The sequence below is a fragment of the Microbacterium sp. RU33B genome (genome assembly GCF_900155915.1).
GTDB lineage: Bacteria > Actinomycetota > Actinomycetes > Actinomycetales > Microbacteriaceae > Microbacterium.
In genome coordinates, this window is sequence record NZ_FTPO01000001.1 from 1,742,088 (window position 1) to 1,762,636 (window position 20,549).

The 20,549-nt window shown below is 65.9% G+C and carries 15 protein-coding genes and 3 rRNA genes; 3 read left to right on the forward strand and 15 right to left on the reverse strand.

Features of this window, described 5'->3' with window-relative positions; translation table 11 throughout:
• The first annotated feature begins 90 nt into the window (after nucleotides 1-90).
• Together B0B14_RS08510 and B0B14_RS08515 are read left to right on the forward strand one after the other, a co-directional pair.
• Nucleotides 91-798, forward strand: a complete 708-nt coding sequence (locus tag B0B14_RS08510; protein WP_143733654.1) for a hypothetical protein — start codon at nucleotides 91-93, stop codon at nucleotides 796-798.
• The gene (locus B0B14_RS08515) at nucleotides 795-1,220 is read left to right on the forward strand and encodes a hypothetical protein (protein WP_076680976.1); all 426 of its coding nucleotides are present in this window, start codon (nucleotides 795-797) and stop codon (nucleotides 1,218-1,220) included. Before B0B14_RS08510 ends, B0B14_RS08515 begins: the two co-directional genes overlap by 4 nt.
• Here the strand turns inward: B0B14_RS08515 and B0B14_RS08520 are convergent, their stop codons facing one another.
• From B0B14_RS08520 to B0B14_RS08560, 10 genes are all read right to left on the reverse strand, one after another.
• Nucleotides 1,221-2,513 carry a ComEC/Rec2 family competence protein gene (locus B0B14_RS08520; RefSeq protein ID WP_076680977.1) on the reverse strand — a complete coding sequence of 431 codons (1,293 nt, stop codon included), beginning with the start codon at nucleotides 2,511-2,513 and terminating at the stop codon, nucleotides 1,221-1,223.
• Nucleotides 2,514-2,521: 8 nt separating this feature from the next.
• On the reverse strand, nucleotides 2,522-4,210 hold the full coding sequence (recN, locus tag B0B14_RS08525) for a DNA repair protein RecN (RefSeq protein WP_076681355.1): 1,689 nt from the start codon (nucleotides 4,208-4,210) through the stop codon (nucleotides 2,522-2,524).
• The gene (locus B0B14_RS08530; RefSeq protein WP_076680978.1) at nucleotides 4,207-5,208 is read right to left on the reverse strand and encodes an NAD kinase; all 1,002 of its coding nucleotides are present in this window, start codon (nucleotides 5,206-5,208) and stop codon (nucleotides 4,207-4,209) included. The genes recN and B0B14_RS08530 overlap by 4 nt, the downstream gene beginning before the upstream one ends.
• Complete coding sequence (locus tag B0B14_RS08535; protein ID WP_076680979.1) at nucleotides 5,205-6,005, reverse strand: TlyA family RNA methyltransferase; 801 nt, start codon at nucleotides 6,003-6,005, stop codon at nucleotides 5,205-5,207. Before B0B14_RS08535 ends, B0B14_RS08530 begins: the two co-directional genes overlap by 4 nt.
• Nucleotides 6,002-6,163 (reverse strand): hypothetical protein, encoded by a 162-nt coding sequence (locus B0B14_RS16525; protein WP_179085276.1) that lies wholly within the window; start codon nucleotides 6,161-6,163, stop codon nucleotides 6,002-6,004. Before B0B14_RS16525 ends, B0B14_RS08535 begins: the two co-directional genes overlap by 4 nt.
• Before the next feature lie 67 nt (nucleotides 6,164-6,230).
• The gene (locus B0B14_RS08540; RefSeq protein ID WP_076680980.1) at nucleotides 6,231-7,274 is read right to left on the reverse strand and encodes an HAD-IIA family hydrolase; all 1,044 of its coding nucleotides are present in this window, start codon (nucleotides 7,272-7,274) and stop codon (nucleotides 6,231-6,233) included.
• A complete protein-coding gene (locus B0B14_RS08545) occupies nucleotides 7,274-8,020 on the reverse strand; it encodes a hypothetical protein (protein WP_076680981.1) in 747 nt (248 codons plus the stop codon). Before B0B14_RS08545 ends, B0B14_RS08540 begins: the two co-directional genes overlap by 1 nt.
• A 1,120-nt stretch (nucleotides 8,021-9,140) precedes the next feature.
• Nucleotides 9,141-9,257: ribosomal RNA gene (rrf, locus tag B0B14_RS08550) — 5S ribosomal RNA — on the reverse strand.
• Nucleotides 9,258-9,357: 100 nt separating this feature from the next.
• Nucleotides 9,358-12,461, reverse strand: a 23S ribosomal RNA gene (locus B0B14_RS08555).
• Between the two features lie 404 nt (nucleotides 12,462-12,865).
• Nucleotides 12,866-14,387: ribosomal RNA gene (locus B0B14_RS08560) — 16S ribosomal RNA — on the reverse strand.
• The 16S, 23S and 5S rRNA genes sit together here, the layout of an rRNA operon.
• A gap of 761 nt (nucleotides 14,388-15,148) precedes the next feature.
• On the opposite strand from B0B14_RS08560, the gene B0B14_RS08565 reads away from it, so the two are divergent.
• A complete protein-coding gene (locus tag B0B14_RS08565) occupies nucleotides 15,149-16,471 on the forward strand; it encodes a CoA transferase (protein ID WP_076680982.1) in 1,323 nt (440 codons plus the stop codon).
• Here B0B14_RS08565 and B0B14_RS08570 read toward each other — a convergent pair whose 3' ends face one another.
• From B0B14_RS08570 to B0B14_RS08590, 5 genes are all read right to left on the reverse strand, one after another.
• Nucleotides 16,472-17,278 carry a DUF4184 family protein gene (locus B0B14_RS08570; protein ID WP_076680983.1) on the reverse strand — a complete coding sequence of 269 codons (807 nt, stop codon included), beginning with the start codon at nucleotides 17,276-17,278 and terminating at the stop codon, nucleotides 16,472-16,474.
• Between the two features lie 59 nt (nucleotides 17,279-17,337).
• Nucleotides 17,338-18,663: a tyrosine--tRNA ligase gene (tyrS, locus tag B0B14_RS08575; RefSeq protein WP_076680984.1), complete on the reverse strand. Its 1,326-nt coding sequence runs from the start codon at nucleotides 18,661-18,663 to the stop codon at nucleotides 17,338-17,340.
• A gap of 61 nt (nucleotides 18,664-18,724) precedes the next feature.
• Nucleotides 18,725-19,075, reverse strand: a complete 351-nt coding sequence (locus B0B14_RS08580; RefSeq protein ID WP_256714307.1) for a VOC family protein — start codon at nucleotides 19,073-19,075, stop codon at nucleotides 18,725-18,727.
• Nucleotides 19,076-19,114: 39 nt separating this feature from the next.
• Nucleotides 19,115-19,888 (reverse strand): hypothetical protein, encoded by a 774-nt coding sequence (locus B0B14_RS08585; RefSeq protein WP_076680985.1) that lies wholly within the window; start codon nucleotides 19,886-19,888, stop codon nucleotides 19,115-19,117.
• On the reverse strand, nucleotides 19,885-20,538 hold the full coding sequence (locus B0B14_RS08590) for a SatD family protein (protein ID WP_076680986.1): 654 nt from the start codon (nucleotides 20,536-20,538) through the stop codon (nucleotides 19,885-19,887). The genes B0B14_RS08585 and B0B14_RS08590 overlap by 4 nt, the downstream gene beginning before the upstream one ends.
• Nucleotides 20,539-20,549 lie beyond the last annotated feature (11 nt).

Below are 20,549 nucleotides of genomic sequence, written 5' to 3' on the forward strand. Positions count from 1 at the left end.
CACGGGCTTTGATCCTATCAGCGCTGGCAGGGCGCACGGTCTACCGACTCCCAGATTGGCACGCGAGCGACGATCTCTGCCAGCATGGCCGTGACCCTGCATCCTGGCACGTACGACTCCGGAGTCCCGATGAGCGAACCAGAGAGCACGACGACGAAGACCCTCGACGAGATGCTCGCGGAGCTCACGGAAGAAGCCGTGCGCAACCTGTCCCGCGGCGCCGACGACGAGACGTCCGCGCGCGTGAAGGCGGATCTGCCGAAGATCGCCGCGATCCTCGCCCTCGAATGGATCACCGGCGAGCGCCGGTCCGAGACCATCAGCCAGCAGACGCAGTCCTGGCTGACCTTCCTGTACGAGCGTCTGTACACCGACGAGGAGCCGAGCGCGGCCGACATCTTCGCGCGCTTCGACCTCCCCCTCTCGCGAGCGCAGTACCTGGCCCGGATGCTCCCGGCGCAGTTCAGCCAGGAACGTGCCGAGCAAGGTGAGGAGCTCGATCGTCAGCGCGCGCAGAGCGCCCGCGATGAGTCGCGCACGGAGCTCAGGCGCGCCTTCGAACCGCACGTCCACGACATCACCGACGCGAATGCCCGGCAGAAGCCGTTCGACATCGCCGTGAGCCGGGCGGCGTACGACGAGCTGCTCGCACTCATCGACCTCCAGGAGACCGGCGCCGGAGCCGAGCTCCTGCGCCCTCCTCAGCGCACCGCGTCCACTCCCGCGAGGGTCTACTTCACCATCCGCGGCTACACCCTGCTCCGCGTGCTCGATGCCCTGAACGGAGACTCCCGGTGAGCGACGTGAATCCGCTGTCGATCGTCGGACTGCTCCTCACTCTGGCGAGCATCATCGGCACCTTCTTCTACCTGCAGCTGTCGCAGTGGCTGCGCGACCTCCTGGCGCTCGATCAGAAGGTCCTGCTGAGCAGGGATCTGTCCACGCCCGATCAGCAGGACCGAGTGCAGTTCGAGTCGAGGGTCGAGTTGAAGCGGCTCGACAACGTTCCGACCACCATCGTCAACGGCACCGTCATCGCCTTCGTCGTGTTCGTCTGGGTGCTCAGCATCGCGATGATCCAGTCGGCATCCGCGGATCCGTCGTTCGGATTCGTCCTGGCCGGCCTCATCGGGTTCATCTCGGTGTTCGGCGCCCTGGTCTGGGTGCTGCTCACTCAGGGCCTCGCGTGCGTGAGACGCCTGCGCGCAGCGCTCGGATAGTCAGGCGTCGCGCAGGACCACCTCCTCCGAGAACTGAGACCGATCCTCTTCCCCGACGAGCACGATCCGCGCTCCGGAGGCGGCGGCGGCATGCATCGCTTCGGCGTGGGGATGCTGGTAGCCGCCCCGCGGGCTCGCCGCGACGACCACGTGGGACGGCCGGACTCGCGCGTAGAGGGCGGCGTCCGAGTTCTCGCGCGAGCCGTGGTGGGGAGCGGTGAGCGTGACGACCGTGTCGATCTCGTCGCGGTAGTGGGACAGGAAGCCGTCGAGATTCTCCTCCGACGCCAGGCAGGCATCACCCGTGCCCAGCCATGAGGTGCGACCCGTGAGATCGACGGAGGCGGGGATGAGGCTCCGCCCGGCGCGCGTGAGGATCCCGTCATGCGCGTACGGCGGCATCCGATTCGTCGGGCCGGAGTACAGGGACAGGCTCGTGGCGTTGAGCCGATCGCTTCCGCCGAACGCGTCGATCAGGACATCGACGTGGTGCTGCACGAGCGTCCGCCGCACGTGCTCGGCCCTGAGCCACTCCTCGGTCGGCGACCCGTCGTGCGCGCCTTCTCGCCGACGCCAGTCCTCCAGCTTCGCCAGGAACGAGGCCCGTGCCTCCGGAATGCCTTCGTCGACATGCACCTTGAGCAGCCAGACCGCAGAGGAGTCCGACCGTCCGGGTCTCGTGCGCCGCACCACGAAGGGGTTCCCGTGGCCGATCGCCCACACACCAGCGCCCGCGGTGCGGACGCCCGACGGATCGAAAGGCTCGACCCGCATTCGATCGCCCTCGGAACCGTCGCCCTCGGGCGGATCCGGGGGACCGATGAGATCGACAGGTTCACCTCTGGGCGGACCGTCCGACGCGTGCACCTCGTAGACGCGCTCCACTCCGAGCACCTCCCGCAGCGCCGAGGCTCCCCCGATGATCACTTCCTGGACGAACCCGCCGTCGTCGTCGCTCCCCGCATGCGCCGCGTCCGCAGCGAACGTGATGAGACGCGCGACATCGTCGAGGTACGGAAGGACCACGGTCATCGGCATCATCCCGCGCGCTCGCAGGCGCGGGAGTCCGTTGATGTGATCGCGATGCAGGTGCGACAGGAACGCGACGTCGAGATGGGGCCGAGCGAGCAGGCCCGCATGCGCGGCATGCCCGACGGACTTCCGCATCGCGTTCGAGCCTGCAGTCGTGCCGCAGTCGTAGAGGTAGTCGACGTCCGATCCGCCGGACGACACCCGTCCGATGTGGAAGAACCCCTGACCCGCGGGGTATTGCACACGCGTGTGGCTCAGCACGGGTTGCCTCAGCCCCGCAGGGCCAGCAGCTCGCGGGCGTGCGCCAGCGCGGCCTCGGAGTCGGGCATCCCCGACAGCAGGCGCGCCATCTCCGCCTCCCGCTCCGCACCCTCGAGGCGGCGGACATCCGATGCCGTGACCGCTCCGTCGCTCGCCTTCACGACGGACAGGTGGTTGGTGGCGAACGCGGCCACCTGGGCCAGGTGCGTCACGGCGATCACCTGGGATGCCTCCGCGAGCCGCGCCAGGCGCCGTCCGACCTCGATCGCCGCCGCGCCGCCGATGCCGGCATCCACTTCGTCGAAGACGAAAGTGGGCACGGGGTCGACACCGGCGATGACCACCTCGATCGCGAGCATGACGCGGCTGAGCTCACCGCCGGACGCGCTCTTGGACACCGGCCGCGGTTCGGAGCCCGGATGCGGAGCGAGGAGGATCGCGACGTCATCCCGACCCGATGCCGACTCGGCTCCGGGAGACACCGCGACCTCGACCCGCGCGTCGGGCATCGCCAACGCGCGCATCTCGGTCGTGACGGCGGCGCCCAGTCGCGCGCCGGCCGCAGTCCTGGCTTTCGTGAGCGCCGCCGCCGCGGTGTCGAGAGCCGATGCCGCTGCCGCACGCTCTGCGGTGAGTCGTTCGACGCGCGAATCATCGTCGTCGAGGTCGGCCAGACGTGCGGATCCGGTGTCGAGGAGCTCGATCGCCGCGTCGAGGGTGCCGTGGGCGCGGATGAGCCCGCCGAGCACCGCCCGACGCTCCTCCACCGCAGCGAGCTCGTGCGGACCGGATTCGTCGAGATCGGCGAGGTAGCCGGCGAGCCCGGCGGCGAGATCGGCGATCCGGTACCCGAGGTCGGATGCCTGCTCGGCGAACGGCGTCAGAACCGCGTCGTGCTGGGAGCCGCGGTCGAGGGCGCGGCGCGCTTCGGCGATGAGGGCCGAGGCATCCGGAACGTCTCCATCGCCGGAGAGCACGTCGTGGGCGGATGCGGCCGCCAGCCGCAGCTCTTCGGCGTTCGCGAGTCGCTCGGCGCGCTGTGCGAGTTCGACGTCTTCGCCCGCGACCGGCGCCGCCTGCTCGATGTCGGCGATCGCGGTGCGCAGCTCGTCGGCCTCTCGCTGCCGCGCGTCGCGGTCGGTGGTGATCGCCGTCAGCTCGTGATCGAGCGTCCGGAAGCGCTCGAACGCCGCGCGGTAGGCCCGCAGCGCCTTCTCCACGACCGGACCGCCGAAGCGGTCGAGCGCCTCGCGCTGCGCCGAGGCCGATCGCAGCCTCAGCTGATCGGATTGACCGTGCACCACGACGAGCTCGTCGGCGAGGTCGGCCAAGACGCCGGCCGGCGCCGCGCGGCCTCCGACGGACGCTCGGCTGCGTCCTTCGCTCGAGATCGAGCGTCCGACGAAGAGCTCCGCCGAACCGTCCTCGAGCGGTTCGACGTCTCCCCCGGCCTCACGCACCCGGGCGGCCACGGCCCCGTTCTCCGGGACGATCCAGACTCCGTCGACGGATGCCTGCGACGCTCCGGCGCGCACGGCGCCCGAGTCGGCGCGCTGCCCGAGCAGCAGCCCGAGACCCGTCACGACCATGGTCTTGCCTGCACCGGTCTCGCCCGTGATCGCGGTGAACCCCGGGCCGATGGACAGCGTCGCCTCGGCGATGACGCCGAGATCGCGCAGGCGCATCTCCTCGATCACTCGTGCGCGCCCGTCGCTGCGGTGGACGCGCCGGCCTGCGGGATGACGGGAAGGGTCGAGGTGATCGCCGCGGGACCGCGCCATCCTTCGACCGGCAAGCGGAACTTGCTCACGAGGCGGTCGGTGAACGCGGCGGGGTGCAGGCGCGCCAAGCGCACCGGATTGTCGGAGCGGCGCACGACCACGCGCGCGCCGGGCGGCAGATCGTGCGAACGGCGGCCGTCGCACCACAGGACCCCGAGGCCGTTCGTGCGCTCGAGCACCTCGATCGCGACCGCGTGCTCGGGCCCGACCACGAGCGGCCGCGCGAACAGGGCATGAGCCGACAGCGGAACGACCGAGATCGCCTCGACGGTGGGCCAGATGACGGGACCGCCTGCGGAGAAGTTGTAGGCAGTCGAACCCGTGGGAGTCGACACGACCACACCATCGCATCCGAAGCTCGAGAGCGGTCGCCCGTCGATCTCGATGACGACCTCGAGCATCCGCTCGCGGCTCGCCTTCTCCACGGTCGCCTCGTTGAGCGCCCACGTCTCGTACATCACGGCGTCGGCGGAGTCCTTGACCCGGACTTGCAGCGCCAGACGCTCCTCGACGCGGTAGTCGCGCGAGATGACGCGGCGCACCGCATCGTCCATGTCGTCGCGCTCGGTCTCGGCGAGGAATCCGACGTGCCCCATGTTGATCCCGAGGATCGGCGCGGTGCCGTTGCGGACGAGCTCGGCGGCGCGAAGGATCGTGCCATCGCCGCCGAGGACGATGGCCAGCTCGATCGCGTCGATCGGCACGTCGTCGCCGAGCACGGCGATGTCGCCGATGCCGGGCAGCGCGATCTCGAGCTCGCTGAGGTCGTCACGCGCCAGGACGGGCCGGGCACCGGCGGCGCGAAGGGCGGCGATCACGCGCTCCGCGGCTTCGACGGTGTCGCCGCGGCGCGCGTGGGCGACGACGAGGATGCTGCGCTGTGCCTCGTGGGTACGCTGCTGAGCGTCGGTCATGTGCTCCCCGCCAGTCGGTTCACCGTGCTCAACCATTCTGTCGGATTGCTCCCCCGCTGCGGCGCGAGATGCGCGACGAACTCCTCGTTGCCGTGCGTTCCGGCGATCGGGGAGGAGACGATGCCGAGCGTGCCGAGCCCGGCATCCCACGCCGACCAGAGGACACCCGCGACGGCGTCGGCGCGAAGGGTCGGATTGGTCACGAGCCCGCCTTTGACGGCGGTGCGGCCGACCTCGAACTGCGGCTTGATCAGGAGGATCACGTCCGCCCCCTCGGCACACACGGAGCGCGCCGCCGGCAGCACATGGGCGAGCGAGATGAACGACAGATCCCCCGTCACGACGGAGGGCGCGGCATCCACGCCGCTCGCGTCCGCGAGCGATGCGGGCGTCATGAACCGGACGTTGAAGCCTTCGACGACGCGCACCCCCGGGTCTGCTGCGACGGATGCTGCGAGCTGCCCGTGCCCGACGTCGACGGCGAGCACCGGGTCGGCGCCGCGTTCGCGCAGCACCTGGGTGAACCCGCCGGTGGACGCGCCCATGTCGAGGGCCACGCGGCCCGCGACGTCGACGCCGAAGGCATCGAGTCCTGCGATGAGCTTGTGCGCTGCCCGGCTGACGTAATGATCGGCACCGGCGACCTCGATCACGGTCGATTCCTCGACGGGCGTGGATGCCTTGACCACGGGTCGCCCGTCCACGCTCACCAGACCGTCGGCGATCAGCGCCGCCGCGTGGGTGCGCGACCGCGCGAGGCCGCGCTCGGCCAGAGCCGCATCGAGACGCGGTGTCATGCCCGGTGCGGAAGACCGGCGGGGCCGGACTCGAGTGCTCGGGAGAGCTCGTCGTGCAGCGACTCGTAGGCGGCCGCGCGCGAGGCGAGCGGCTGCGCCTCGATCACCTCGAGCCGGGACACGAGGTCGCCGTGATCGTCGCGCTCGGTCTCGTCCATAGCTTCAGGATACGGGGCGCCTTCGACATGGTCAGGAGCGACTCGTCTCCCCGCCCTCTCTCGCCCGTCAGGGGCGATGGAAGGGATCGGCGTAGAGCTGCTCGGGCACACGGAACCCGAAGATCGCGCGTCCCGTGTCCCAGATCGCCGCAGCGCCCGCGCGCAGGAGATCGATCTGGCGATCCCCCGTAGCGAGGATCCGCACGTCCGGGCCGTCGATGGCGACCTTCGCACCGCCCACCGTGACGACGCCGTTCGCGACGGTCGCCGCAGGGTACGGCTCGAACAGCTCGCTGAGGTCGCTCAGGATGTAGGTCGGCCGCGCGTCGCTCGGGGACGCGAGGATGTGCTTCGGGCGATCGATCCCGGTCAGCACCACGGCAGAAGGGATGCCGGCACGAGCCGCGCCGAGGATATCGGTGTCGAGGCGGTCGCCGAGGAACAACGGGCTCTTCGCGCCGAAACGCGACACGGCCTCGTCGAAGATCGGCGTCTCCGGCTTTCCGGCTACCGTCGCAAGTCGCCCGACGGCGGTGTGGACGGCCGATACCAGCGTCCCGTTTCCGGGCGCGACGCCGCGCGACTGGGGAATCGTCCAGTCGGTGTTCGTCGCGATCCAGGGGATTCCGCCCTCTTCTTCGGGGAGGGCCAGGGCGAACGCGGCTTCCGCGAGCTGCGTCCATCCCACGTCGGGCGCGAAGCCCTGCACGACGGCCGCGGGCGCGTCGTCCGCGCTGCGCGTGACGACGAATCCTGCCTTTCGCAGCTCATCGACGAGCCCGTCTCCCCCGACGACGAGAACGGTCGACCCGGGAGCGATGCGCTCGGCGAGCAGACGCATCGCCGCCTGCGGGCTGGTGACGACGTCTTCGGGTCTCGTGGACGCGAGGCCGAGATCGCGCAGCTGCGCCGCCACCGTGGCATCCGTCCGAGATGCGTTGTTGGTGATGTAGCCCAGTCGTCGGGTCTCCCCCGCGCGATTGAGCGACTCGATCGCGTGCGGGATGGGCTTGTGGCCGGCGTAGACCACGCCGTCGAGGTCGGCCAGAACCGTGTCGACCCCGTCCAGCGGAGACGCACCCGGTGCCGACCGGCGTCCGAACAGCGCCATCAGTCGTCGGTCTCGTCGTCGATACCCGCCTCGGCGAGCAGCTCGTCGACCTCGTCCTCGATGGACGGCTCCGATGCGGACGCCGTGCCGTCTTCGGAATCGACGGCCGACTCGGACGACTCCGACTCGATATCGTCGTCGTCGTCATCGACCTCGGCATCCGGCTCGTCGATCTCGATCTCTTCGAGCACTTCGTCGATGAAGACGACCTCGCTGGCGGCGATCCCATTGGCCTCGTCGAGCGCATCGGCAGCGACGAGCGCGCGCGTGCGCCACTCGGATGCCTCATCGTCGCGACCCAGCTCCTCGAGCACCGATGCCCGCGCGGCGAACAGCGCAGGGCTCCACTCGAATGCGCGCGCCGGATCCAGCTCCGGGATGTCGAGCTCGAGCAGGGCACGCTCCGGCTCGCCGAGATCGAGACGCGCGCCGGACATTGCGATCGCGAGTTCGACGCGCACCTCGGTCGGCAGTGACGAGCGATCGACGGCGCGTCCGGTCTCGAGCGCGCGGTCGGGGCGACCGACGCCGCGCTCGCTGTCGACCATGAGCGCGATCTGGTCATCACGGCCGGAGATGCGCCGGTAGGTGCGGAGCTCGCGCAGCGCGAGAGCATAGTCGCCGATCGCATACGCCGTGATCGCCACGGACTCGCGGACGATCGCGATCCGGCCGGCGCTGCGGGATGCCGCGAGGGCATGCTCATGCGCGAGGGCCGGGTCCTCTTCGATCAGGGCCGCTGCCATCGCGAGGTGACGCGCGACCTGGTCGGCGTTCTCCTTGCTCAGCGTCTTCAGCTCATTGCGCGCGCCGGCGTTGAGATCGTGCGACGTGACTTCATCGGGAATCGGCGGAGCGGGGATGCGGGGCTCGCTCGACCGCTCGGGGCGGTCTCCCTGGTAGGGCCGCGCGGACCCTCCGCGCGACGGGTACGACTTCCGGTCACCATCACGGGGCGGGTACGAGCGACGCTCTCCACCATCCCGAGGCGTGTACGGCTTCCGGTCGCCATCATCACGGGGCGGGTACGAACGACGCTCTCCACCATCCCGAGGCGTGTACGGCTTCCGGTCGCCACCATCACGGGGCGGGTACGAACGACGCTCTCCACCATCCCGAGGCGTGTACGGCTTCCGGTCGCCACCATCGCGCGGGGTGTACGGCTTCCGATCCCCATCGCGAGGCGGATAGGAACGACGCTCACCACCATCGCGCGGGGTGTACGGCTTCCGATCACCACCATCACGAGGCGTGTACGGCTTCCGATCCCCATCGCGACCATCACGAGGCGTGTACGGCTTCCGATCCCCATCGCGAGGCGGGTACGAGCGACGCTCACCACCATCGCGCGGGGTGTACGGCTTCCGGTCACCATCGCGGGGCGGGTACGAGCGACGCTCTCCACCATCGCGTGGGGTGTACGGCTTCCGGTCACCATCGCGAGGCGGGTACGCGCGACGCTCACCACCATCGCGCGGGGTGTACGGCTTCCGATCCCCATCACGAGGCGGGTACGAGCGACGCTCACCACCAACGCGCGGCGTGTACGGCTTCCGCTCTGCACCATCGCGTGGGGTGTACGGCTTCCGGTCTCCACCTTCACGAGGGGTGTACGGCTTCCGGTCACCATCACGAGGCGGGTACGAGCGACGCTCACCACCATCGCGATTGACGTACGGCTTCTTGTCGGCATCGCGGCGCGGCCGCGTCGAGCGATCCTGATTCGAGACGGGGCGCTTGTCGGCGCGCGGCCGATCGCCGTCGCGCTCTTTCCGCTCATCGGCCATGGCTGCTCCTCGCATATCGAATTCTGTCGCGTTAACGCGAAATGGCCACCCAGCACTGGGTGGCCATTTCTCGAAAGAAGTCCGGCGGTGTCCTACTCTCCCACAGGGTCCCCCCTGCAGTACCATCGGCGCTGTGAGGCTTAGCTTCCGGGTTCGGAATGTAACCGGGCGTTTCCCTCACGCTATGGCCGCCGAAACACTATTGATGTTTCAGTCTGCACAACATAAACAATGTCATGCGGTTCTCGACCGTACATCGAGAACCACTCAGTGGACGCAAGCACCAAAAACGGTGTGTTATCAAGTCATCGGCTTATTAGTACCGGTCAGCTTCACGCGTTACCGCGCTTCCACATCCGGCCTATCAACCCAGTAGTCTGGCTGGGAGCCTCTCGCCCGAAGGCATGGAAATCTCATCTTGAGGCCGGCTTCCCGCTTAGATGCTTTCAGCGGTTATCCATCCCGAACGTAGCTAATCAGCGGTGCTCCTGGCGGAACAACTGACACACCAGAGGTTCGTCCAACCCGGTCCTCTCGTACTAGGGTCAGATCCTCTCAAATTTCCTGCGCGCGCAGCGGATAGGGACCGAACTGTCTCACGACGTTCTAAACCCAGCTCGCGTACCGCTTTAATGGGCGAACAGCCCAACCCTTGGGACCTACTCCAGCCCCAGGATGCGACGAGCCGACATCGAGGTGCCAAACCATGCCGTCGATATGGACTCTTGGGCAAGATCAGCCTGTTATCCCCGAGGTACCTTTTATCCGTTGAGCGACAGCGCTTCCACAAGCCACTGCCGGATCACTAGTCCCGACTTTCGTCCCTGCTCGACCTGTCAGTCTCACAGTCAAGCTCCCTTGTGCACTTACACTCGACACCTGATTGCCAACCAGGTTGAGGGAACCTTTGGGCGCCTCCGTTACTTTTTGGGAGGCAACCGCCCCAGTTAAACTACCCATCAGGCACTGTCCCTGAACCGGATTACGGTTCTAAGTTAGATATCCAGAGTGACCAGAGTGGTATTTCAACAATGACTCCACATGAACTGGCGTCCATGCTTCAAAGTCTCCCACCTATCCTACACAAGCCACACCGAACACCAATACCAAACTATAGTAAAGGTCACGGGGTCTTTCCGTCCTGCTGCGCGTAACGAGCATCTTTACTCGTAATGCAATTTCGCCGAGTTCGCGGTTGAGACAGTTGGGAAGTCGTTACGCCATTCGTGCAGGTCGGAACTTACCCGACAAGGAATTTCGCTACCTTAGGATGGTTATAGTTACCACCGCCGTTTACTGGGGCTTAAATTCTCAGCTTCGCCTTGCGGCTAACCGGTCCTCTTAACCTTCCAGCACCGGGCAGGCGTCAGTCCGTATACATCGTCTTGCGACTTGGCACGGACCTGTGTTTTTAGTAAACAGTCGCTACCCACTAGTCTCTGCGGCCTCCAAACGCTTTCGGAGCAAGTCCTAATACGTCGAAGGCCCCCCTTCTCCCGAAGTTACGGGGGCATTTTGCCGAGTTCCTTAACCACGATTCTCTCGATCTCCTTAGTATTCTCTACCTGACCACCTGAGTCGGTTTGGGGTACGGGCGGCTAGAACCTCGCGTCGATGCTTTTCTTGGCAGCATAGGATCACCCACTTTTTATCCGCATCGTGTCTCAGCCTATGTGAGAGACGGATTTGCCTATCTCTCGGCCTACGCACTTGCACCAGGACTACCATCGCCTGGCTTGGGCTACCTTCCTGCGTCACACCTGTTAATACGCTAACCGCACCAGAATGGGGTCGTGCGCTAGGCCCAACGCTTCACCCCGAAGGGATCCGTCAGTGGGATTCAGACACTTAGCACTACTGGATTAGTTTGGGCGGTTCTTCGCCGGTACGGGAATATCAACCCGTTGTCCATCGACTACGCCTGTCGGCCTCGCCTTAGGTCCCGACTTACCCAGGGAAGATTAGCTTGACCCTGGAACCCTTGGTCTTTCGGAGGACATGTTTCTCACATGTCTTTCGCTACTCATGCCTGCATTCTCACTCGTGTAGCCTCCACGGCTGGTTCACACCGCCGCTTCGCTGGCCACACGACGCTCTCCTACCCATCAATACGGCTGGACCACGAAGGCCTACCAATAATATCAATGCCACAGCTTCGGTGGCGTGCTTGAGCCCCGTTACATTGTCGGCGCGGAATCACTTGACCAGTGAGCTATTACGCACTCTTTCAAGGGTGGCTGCTTCTAAGCCAACCTCCTGGTTGTCAAGGCAACTCCACATCCTTTCCCACTTAGCACGCGCTTAGGGACCTTAGATGGTGGTCTGGGTTGTTTCCCTCTCGACTATGAAGCTTATCCCCCACAGTCTCACTGCTGCGCTCTCACTTACCGGCATTCGGAGTTTGGCTGACGTCAGTAACCTTGTAGGGCCCATCGGCCATCCAGTAGCTCTACCTCCGGCAAGAAACACGCAACGCTGCACCTAAATGCATTTCGGAGAGAACCAGCTATCACGAAGTTTGATTGGCCTTTCACCCCTATCCACAGCTCATCCCCTCAGTTTTCAACCTAAGTGGGTTCGGTCCTCCACGACGTCTTACCGTCGCTTCAACCTGGCCATGGATAGATCACTTCGCTTCGGGTCTAGGACATGCGACTGAATCGCCCTATTCAGACTCGCTTTCGCTACGGCTACCCCTCACGGGTTAACCTCGCCACATATCGCTAACTCGCAGGCTCATTCTTCAAAAGGCACGCTGTCACAGCTACTAAGGCTGCTCCAACGGTTTGTAAGCAAACGGTTTCAGGTACTATTTCACTCCCCTCCCGGGGTACTTTTCACCTTTCCCTCACGGTACTTGTCCGCTATCGGTCATCTGGGAGTATTTAGGCTTATCAGGTGGTCCTGACAGATTCACACGGGATTTCTCGGGCCCCGTGATACTTGGGATACTCTTCGCGTCAAGAGAGGCATTTCGACTACGGGGTTGGCACCCTCTATGACTCACCTTTCAAGGTGATTCGTCTATACCTTCTTGTAACGCCGGCTGCTCGGCAGAACAGCCTGAAAAGTCCCACAACCCCGAATACGCAACTCCTGCCGGATATCACACGTACTCGGTTTAGCCTGTTCCGGTTTCGCTCGCCACTACTAACGGAATCGCGGTTGCTTTCTCTTCCTGTGGGTACTGAGATGTTTCACTTCCCCACGTTCCCTCTACCCGCCCTATATATTCAGGCGGGAGTCACTGGGTCGGCACGCCGCCCAGCGGGGTTTCCCCATTCGGAAATCCTCGGATCAAAGTGTGCTTATCCACTCCCCGAGGCTTATCGCAGATTGCTACGTCCTTCTTCGGCTCCAGATGCCAAGGCATCCACCGTTTGCTCTTAAAGACTTGATTCACATGAGTTTTATCAGAATCGACGTGGACCGAAGTCCACATGAAATTGACTAATGATCTTTAAGATCATCTATTACGAAACGATCAAAGATCGTCTCGAAGATGCTCGCGTCCACTGTGTAGTTCTCAAAGTACGGGCGGTACCTTCTCCGCGACCGGCGCTGCCGGCATAGGAAAAGGTCCTGAGGTTGGTCGCCGCTCGAAAGCGGCATCCGGTCCCTCAGGACCCAACAGCGTGCATGTGCCGGCGACGTCACCAGAGCATTTCCAGCCGCAAGCGGCGTACTGAGCTCGGGATCCCCCGATCGGCACCTCGTCAAATGTTCCACCCATGAGCTACCAGTCGAGAACGTGTGTCTCGAGTCTGGCTCTGGAAGGCCCGAAGGCCTCCAAGTGCTCCTTAGAAAGGAGGTGATCCAGCCGCACCTTCCGGTACGGCTACCTTGTTACGACTTAGTCCTAATTACCGATCCCACCTTCGACGGCTCCCTCCACAAGGGTTGGGCCACCGGCTTCAGGTGTTACCGACTTTCATGACTTGACGGGCGGTGTGTACAAGACCCGGGAACGTATTCACCGCAGCGTTGCTGATCTGCGATTACTAGCGACTCCGACTTCATGAGGTCGAGTTGCAGACCTCAATCCGAACTGGGACCGGCTTTTTGGGATTCGCTCCACCTTACGGTATTGCAGCCCTTTGTACCGGCCATTGTAGCATGCGTGAAGCCCAAGACATAAGGGGCATGATGATTTGACGTCATCCCCACCTTCCTCCGAGTTGACCCCGGCAGTATCCCATGAGTTCCCACCATTACGTGCTGGCAACATAGAACGAGGGTTGCGCTCGTTGCGGGACTTAACCCAACATCTCACGACACGAGCTGACGACAACCATGCACCACCTGTTTACGAGTGTCCAAAGAGTCCCGTATTTCTACGGTGTTCTCGTATATGTCAAGCCTTGGTAAGGTTCTTCGCGTTGCATCGAATTAATCCGCATGCTCCGCCGCTTGTGCGGGTCCCCGTCAATTCCTTTGAGTTTTAGCCTTGCGGCCGTACTCCCCAGGCGGGGAACTTAATGCGTTAGCTGCGTCACGGAATCCGTGGAATGGACCCCACAACTAGTTCCCAACGTTTACGGGGTGGACTACCAGGGTATCTAAGCCTGTTTGCTCCCCACCCTTTCGCTCCTCAGCGTCAGTTACGGCCCAGAGATCTGCCTTCGCCATCGGTGTTCCTCCTGATATCTGCGCATTCCACCGCTACACCAGGAATTCCAATCTCCCCTACCGCACTCTAGTCTGCCCGTACCCACTGCAGGCCCGAGGTTGAGCCTCGGGTTTTCACAGCAGACGCGACAAACCGCCTACGAGCTCTTTACGCCCAATAATTCCGGATAACGCTTGCACCCTACGTATTACCGCGGCTGCTGGCACGTAGTTAGCCGGTGCTTTTTCTGCAGGTACCGTCACTTTCGCTTCTTCCCTGCTAAAAGAGGTTTACAACCCGAAGGCCGTCGTCCCTCACGCGGCGTTGCTGCATCAGGCTTGCGCCCATTGTGCAATATTCCCCACTGCTGCCTCCCGTAGGAGTCTGGGCCGTGTCTCAGTCCCAGTGTGGCCGGTCACCCTCTCAGGCCGGCTACCCGTCGACGCCTTGGTGAGCCATTACCTCACCAACTAGCTGATAGGCCGCGAGCTCATCCCTGACCGAAATTCTTTCCAGCTGCCGAAGATGCCTTCGCAGCTCGTATCCGGTATTAGACGCCGTTTCCAGCGCTTATCCCAGAGTCAGGGGCAGATTGCTCACGTGTTACTCACCCGTTCGCCACTGATCCAGAGAGCAAGCTCTCTTTCACCGTTCGACTTGCATGTGTTAAGCACGCCGCCAGCGTTCATCCTGAGCCAGGATCAAACTCTCCGTAAAAGAATGTTGCTGAACGAACCGGAATAGGTTCGAGCAGCGAGTTTGAACTGACCAAATGGATGTCATTGCTGACATATCCGTTGCCGACCCGAAGGTCGGACTTTGATCCAAAGGAATCTCATCCAGCCGAAGCTGAATCGAGGTTATTTGGCATTTGACAAGTGCACGCTGTTGAGTTCTCAAGGATCGGATGCTCCTGCTGTTCAGCTTCTCAGCCTCACCCGCAGGGCAACTTCTCTATCTTATTCATCGTGATCCGCTTGTCAAATCGGCGTTTCTCGACGCGATGTCGAGAAGAGCTGTCGTTGACGGCTTCTCACGAGACAGACTGTTTACTTCGCGCGCCAGCTCTCAGCCGGCCGCAAGGCAACTTGTCTATCTTATCCCTCTCGCTCCGCCTGTCAAATCGGCTCTCCGTGACTATCGCGTCTCCGGCAGCTCTTCGACATGCTCTCGAGGAGTGGGAACCTCCATCATAGACCCGAAGGTCGCGAACACTCAAGGAGTGTTGCTCAGGTGGAGGGTGGTTCTCCGCTTGAGGGGGGTGAGGCCTTCCGGCCCTTCCGCTTCCCTGTGGGGCGAACAAGTAATAAGTTACGTGGGATCCCGGGATCGGGCAAATCCAGTCTGCATCCCGGGCGTGTCTCCCCGTGATTCCGCGGAAATCGGGGACACGCTCGGTCCGCGGTCGTCAGGCTCGAATCGGTGGCGAGCGCCGGCGGCAGCCGTTACCGTCGCGACATGACCTGCGGAGCCCCGTCATGACGACGGCGAGCGACTTCCTCGCCTCGCTCGGCCACCCCGTGCGAGCTCTCCTCGCGCCAGCGGAGCGTCCCGTCCCCCTCGCCGCTCGGTCGGATGCCGGCGGGCTCGCTGAACTGGCCCTCTCCGCCGCCTCCCTGGCGGCCGCCGATCTGGACGGTGCGAAGACCGTGCGGCTGAACCCCGAACGGATCGCCGTCGCGTTCGCGAGCGAGCGGCACCTGCGCATCGACGGACGGACGCCGACGGCGTTCGCGCCGCTGTCTGGCTTCTTCGCGACACGAGACGGCTGGGTTCGCACGCACGGCAACTACCCCCACCACGCATCCGCACTGCGCTCCGGTCTCTCCCTCCCCTCCTCCGCGGATGCCGACGACGTCGCCCGCGCGCTGGGAGAGCTCACCTCGCAGCGCGCGGTGGCGGCGGTATCGGCGGCAGGAGGGATCTGCGCGGAGGTCCGGGCGGAGCGCTCCGATCTCGACACCGTCTGGCGCGCGGGCCCGCTCGTGCGGGTGACGCCTCTCGGCCCCGCGCCCCCGCGGCCGCTGCACCCCGTCGTCGGTGCACCGCTCGCCGGCATCCGTGTCCTGGACCTCACCCGGGTGCTCGCCGGACCCATCGCCACGCGCACGCTCGCACTGCTCGGAGCCGACGTCCTCCGCATCGATCCACCGCACATGCCAGAAATCGTGGCGCAGCATCTCGACACCGGGCACGGCAAGCGATCGGCCCTCCTCGACCTCGCCGACCGTGAGGACCTTCGCCGCTTCCATCGTCTCGCCGACCGCGCCGCCGTGATCGTGCTGGGTTACCGCCCCGGCGGGCTCACGCGGATCGGGCTCACCCCGCGGCTGCTCGCCGCGCGGCATCCGGGGATCGTGGTCGCGCAGCTCTCCGCCTGGGGGACGCCGGATCGGCGCGGATTCGACAGCATCGTGCAATCCGAGTCGGGCATCGCGCGCCTCGAGGGATCAGCCGACGGCCGACCCGGCGCACTGCCGGCCCAGGTGCTGGACCACAGCGCCGGGTACCTGCTCGCCGCAGCGGTGATGGTCCTTCTCCGTCGCCGCGCCGACGACGGCGGGTCGTGGCTCGCCGAGACGTCGCTGCGCCGCATCGCTGCGGAACTGCTCGGACGGCCGCGGACTGGCGCACCCCCGGCGTTCGCGCCGGTCGATCCGGGACCCCACTCGCAGACCTTCGACGTCGACGGGTCGCAGCTCACGACCTCGCGGCCGGCGATCGCATACAACGGCGGTCCCGTCGACTTCGCGGCTCCGCGTCCGTGGGGACGGGATGAGCCGGAGTGGCGGGATGCCTGATCAGCGGGTCGTGGCCGGCGAACCGGCGACGACTCGACCTCGGCGCAGCAGCTGCACCGCCACCGCGAGCAGCAGAGTGGCGAATCCCCAGGCCCCCGCCGCCTGCGGCAGCACCCGGTACACGAGGTGCGGCGGGGTGAAGGTCTCCGAGAACGGCCCCCACACGAGCCATCCTCCGACCCAGGCGACGACCAGGACGACCGGGAGCGAGAGCCACCACGTCCAGCGGATCCAGGTCGGGACGATGCGCACCACGGATGACGCGGCATCCTGTCGCGACAGCCAGACCAGCATCCACGCGGCGATGATCGCGAGGCCGATCACACCCGAGCCGTACTGGATCCACTTGTAGCCGAGGAGCGGACCCCACTCGGCATCCAGGACGGGAAGAAGGGCCACACCTGCCCGACCCTCGTGCGTGAACATGTCCCACAGGAGGTGAGACGCCACGCCGATCAGCAGCGACGCCGCGAGCAGCACGGCGCCGCGCAGCGACGGGAAGGTCTCGCGCAGCGCGGATCCGGCACCGCCGTCCCACGACGAGGGCAGCCGCTGTGCGAGCCAGGCGGGTGAGAGCTCCCGCACCGCGGGACGCAGCAGGCATCGCCACGCCAGCAGGAGGACGCCCGCCAGAAGCACCGTCGTGGGGAGCCAGCTCCACGCGTGGGTCACGCCGTAGCTGAGCCCGATCCGCCCGATGAACAGCGGAAGATCGGGCGTCATCGAGCCGATCGCGATCGCCGCAGGCACCAGCGGCGTGCGCACGAACGGGAGCGCGACGACGGCGTGACTGGGGGTGAACGGCATCCGTCGACGCTATCAACGGCCGTCCCGATGACGGAGCCGCGCGCGCGGGTCGGTCGAAGTCAGCCCGCGAGGAAGACGCCGGCCAGTGTCTTCTTCCCTCGGCGCAGCACCGACACCCCGCCGGGGAGCGTGCCGGCGACCACGGCCGATTCGTCGTCCACCTTCGTGCCGTCGAGCGAGACCCCGCCCTGCGAGATCGCACGACGGCCCTCGCTGAGGCTGGCGACGAGGCCGGTGTCGACCAGCGCCTGCAGAACCGTCGTGCCCGGCGGAACCGTCGCGTTCGGCAGCTCCTCCAGCGCGGATCGCAGCGTCGCGGCGTCGAGCGCCGTCAGATCGCCCTGTCCGAAGAGCGCCTCGGATGCGGCGACCACCGCCCCTGCGGCATCCGGACCGTGCACGAAGGTCGTGACTTCGAGCGCGAGGCGCCGCTGTGCGGCGCGACGGAACGGCTCGTCCGCGACGAGCGCCGCGTACTCCTCGATCTCGGCGCGCGTCAGGAACGTGAAGACCTTCAGCCGGTCGATCACGTCGCTGTCATCGGTGTTGAGCCAGAACTGGTACATCCGGTACGGACTGCACATCACGGGGTCGAGCCAGACCGCGTTGCCCTCGCTCTTGCCGAACTTGGTGCCGTCGCTGTTGGTGATCAGCGGCGTGCCGATCGCATGCACCGACACGCCCTCGGCGCGATGGATGAGGTCGGTTCCACTGGTGAGGTTGCCCCACTGATCCGAACCTCCCGTCTGCAGCACGCATCCGTACTGGCGGTACAGCTCGAGGTAGTCCATCCCTTGGAGGATCTGGTAGCTGAACTCGGTGTAGCTGATGCCCGCCTCGGAGTTCAGTCGCGCCGAGACCGCGTCCTTCTTGAGCATGGTGCCCACGCGGTAGAACTTTCCGATGTCGCGAAGGAAGTCGATCGCGCTGAGAGGCGCCGTCCAGTCGAGGTTGTTCACCATGCGAGCGCCGTTGTCGCCCTCGAAGCTGAGGAATCGCTCGACCTGCGATCGCAGGTAGCCGACCCACTCCGCGACGGTGTCCTTCGTGTTGAGCGTGCGCTCGGACGACGGCCGCGGATCGCCCACCAGACCGGTCGAACCTCCGACCAGTCCCAGCGGGCGGTGACCGGCGAGCTGCAGCCGTCGCATGGTGAGCAGCTGCACGAGGTTTCCGAGGTGCAGGCTCGGCGCTGTGGGATCGAAGCCGCAGTAGTACGTGATCGGGTCGCCCCCGAGGAGCGTTCGCAACGCCTCCTGATCGGTGGACACGTGCACGAGGCCGCGCCAGACGATCTCGTCCCAGACATTCGGGAAAGCGGGATCGTTGGCGGGTGCCAGCGCGCGCACGGACGGCGGCGATGCGCTCACGACGGTTTCAGACACGCGCTTCAGGCTATCAGCGCGACACCGGATGCCTCGGCGGGAGTGCGCGGCACCCGTCGCCTCACTCGGAGGCGACCTGGTCGTAGAGCCCCACGATGTTGCCCTCGGAATCCTTGATGTAGACCCACCGCGAGTTCTCGTCGAGCGGCTGGATGTCGCCGATCTGCGCGCCGCCGTTCGCGACGGCCAGCGCGACGGTGTCTTCGATGCGGTCGACAGTGAAGACGACGGTCGGATGCGGTGTCGCTCCGCGCAGGTGCAGATCGCCGTTGATGCCCTCGCCCTGCGGCTGGCGGATGACTCCCATCTCGTCGCCCCACGGCTCGTACTGGAAGTCGAGCACCGTCGCATAGAACGCCTGCGCGCGGGTGATGTCATCGACCGGGATCTCGAAATGCTCCACTTTCGCCATGTCACCACGCTCGCATGGCGGGCGCGCCGTGACAAGGCTTCAGCGCACCGCCCACCAGACGAGGAAGGCCGCCGCAAGTGCGGTGACCCAGCTCACGAGGCTGCCCACGAGGAAGTACTCGGCGCGCCCGCCGTGCTCGCCGTCCTGCGAGATCTCGGGGAAGCGCACGATGCCCTTCGCCGCGAACACCGCCGCGATGAGTGTGTACGCGCCCGTGAGGGTGAGCGCGAACACGAGGATCCGCTCGAGGGGACCGATGAGCCGGCCTCCACGCAGGGGCGCGGTGACCGGGGGCGCGGCCGCGGCGGATGCGGCGGGAGCGGGGGCGGACGCGGCGGGAGCCGGGGCGGCAGGGACGGAGGCGGCGTCGGCCGCGGCGTCGGGACGGATGCGCAGCGCCGTTCGGACGATCACGTTCGCCGATTCGAGCAGGAAGACGAGCACGCCGAGCACGAGCACCGTGGCATCGAGCGGCACCGCACCGAGTGGAGTCTGGTTCGGCCACAGCTCGCCCAGCGGCCCCGTGTCGGCGCGCGGGCCGACAACGGCGACGGATGCCGCTGCGATGAGGGCGAGGAGCGCGGCGGGCCAGAGCCCCGCCCGTCCGCTGCCGTCCGCGGGCGAGACGGCGAGCCAGGCCGACGCGACGCCGATGCCGAGCAGCGCCGCGGGTGCGGCATCCGCTCCAGCGGAGAGGACGAAGAACGCGATCGCCACCACCGCGAGCACGATCCAGCGGCGTCGGCGCGGCGCGAACTGTCGGACCAGATCGGACAGGCCCACGGCGAGCAGCACGAGTCCTGCGACGATCATGTCGTGCCCTCCGAGGCGTTCGAGAGGCGGAGCGCACGGAAGCCCTCGACGAGCGCAGGCACTCCGGCGGTCGACAGGAGCTGCGAGACGGCCGACTGCGTGACGCCTTCCCGCTCAGCGAGCTCCTTCTGCGTGACGCCGATGCAGCGCCCGTACGCGAGCCGGCGCGCGCGCTCGCCCATCGTTCCCACGAGCTGATCGCGGGCGAGGACGTAGGCATTCGCGAGGTGTGTGCGCACAGCCTCATCCTCCCCCGGGCCGGCGACAATCCACGTGCGCGCTCGCGGCGCGCGACGGCGTTCCAGTGTGGCGAGCGTCTCGATGGCGGCGCGGGCCGCCCACCAGCCGGGTCCGTCCTGCAGCTCTCCACCCGCGGACGGCACCGACGTGGTGGCACCGATCCCGATGCCGAACCGCAGCTCGAGCCCGTCCGGAAGCGCGAGCCTCAGCAGCAGGGTCGCGGCGAGCGCGTCATCGAGCGTGCGGTACTCCCCCTGGAGCTCGTCGCCCACCGTCGGCGTGAGGGTCTTCGCGGCGAGGGGCAGCTCGCGATCGACAGCGGCCACGACCTCGTCGAACGTCGTCTGGGCAGACGCGCGGTCGGCCAGGCTGCGGGAGCCGACGATGTCGGCGATGATCGCGGTCGTCATGACATGAGTGT